The sequence below is a fragment of the Oceanibaculum indicum P24 genome, from assembly GCF_000299935.1.
In the GTDB taxonomy this organism is placed as follows: domain Bacteria; phylum Pseudomonadota; class Alphaproteobacteria; order Oceanibaculales; family Oceanibaculaceae; genus Oceanibaculum; species Oceanibaculum indicum.
Genome location: NZ_AMRL01000063.1, coordinates 1 through 1,293, shown reverse-complemented (window position 1 = coordinate 1,293; position 1,293 = coordinate 1). Strand labels below are relative to the sequence as shown.

Sequence of the window (1,293 nt, the reverse complement as noted above, 5' to 3'; positions counted from 1 at the left end):
ACAGGACTCACCATTTCTTTTCAATAACTTAGCAAGTGTTTGTTGCGGCTTCTGGTTTGTTATTCTGACAAGCGTTCTGACTGCCGTTCTGACATTCGTTCCTATTCCGCCCCTTCGGCGGCGTCTTGGCCTGCGGCCGCCATCGTCTCGATATCCTCCCTTTCCAGTCTTAACGCGCGTCTTTTCCGCGCCGCGTTCATCGCCTGGCGTTCTGTCGTGCGGGTATAGATCGACAGCGTATTGCGCTCGGTGTGGCCGCTGATCGCCTGCAATTCCTGATCCTCCGCGCCGCCATCCCCCATTTCGGTAAGCCCGCCATGGCGCAGCGTGCGCGCGGTGAAGCTGGCGGGCAGGCCGGCCGCGTCCGCGATCTGCCGGAAAAGATGGTCAAACCAGTCAAGCTTGTAGGGCTGATATGTCTTCGTCCGCCTGTCCGGCTGGTCGCGCATCACGATCAGGGAGCCGCGCCGGGGTGTAGCCTCCAGCCGCGCGATCAGGCCGGGGAACAGCTCTCCCTCGGCATCGATCAGCGGGATGCGGACAAGCTGGCCGGTCTTCTGCTGCCGGCAGCGGATCGCCCTGCCGTCAAAGCCCGTCCATGCGAGCGTGCCGATAACGTCCGTCACGCGCTGGCACAGTTCGAAGGCCAGCAGCGCGGCCGTCCCCATGCTCGGATATCCCATGCGGTCGGCGGCCGCGATGAAGCTGGCGAGCTGCGCGCGCGTCGCGGGCGTGGTGTCGCCTCCCGTCGCCTCCAGCCCCATCGCGGTAAAGGGGTTGGCGCTGACAAGGCCAAGCCGCCGGCCGATATTCCAGCAGCGCCGCGCCACGCGCATCGCCGCGTTGGCTGTCGCCAGGCGCCGGCGCTTGTCCGCCGTCCACTGGAGATCCTGATAAAGCCGGTCGGCGTGGCGCGGTTCGACGCTGGCCGCCGGCACCTCGCCAAAGCGCCGGCCGGATTTCGGCAGGCGGTAATCCGCGATCAGGGCAAGCCCGGCATCGTATCCGGCCCGCGTGCGCGGCGCTTTCGAGAGATAGGCGGTATGGCGCTGATACTGCGCAATGAGGTGATCGACGGAGCCGGGCAGGGGGCCGGAGGTGCCGCCCTTCCGCCATTCGTCAAGCGCCCGGTTCAACTCATTCGCGCGGGTGATGGCGGGGGCAAGGTCGCTGCCAAGGGCTTCGGATATCAGGGTGCAGCCGGCCTTGCGCGCCCATGTCGGCAGGTTCCAGTAATAGGCAATCGTGCCGCCCTTCAATGGCTTCGCATTGACGTAGCGCGGCAGCGGGGCG

At 65.8% G+C, this 1,293-nt stretch carries 1 protein-coding gene; it reads right to left on the bottom strand.

Annotated features, from left to right (window positions below):
* Positions 1 to 101: 101 nt before the first annotated feature.
* Positions 102 to 1,293 (bottom strand): tyrosine-type recombinase/integrase (locus P24_RS18955; protein WP_008946364.1); only part of this gene is annotated, 1,192 nt, incomplete at its 5' end.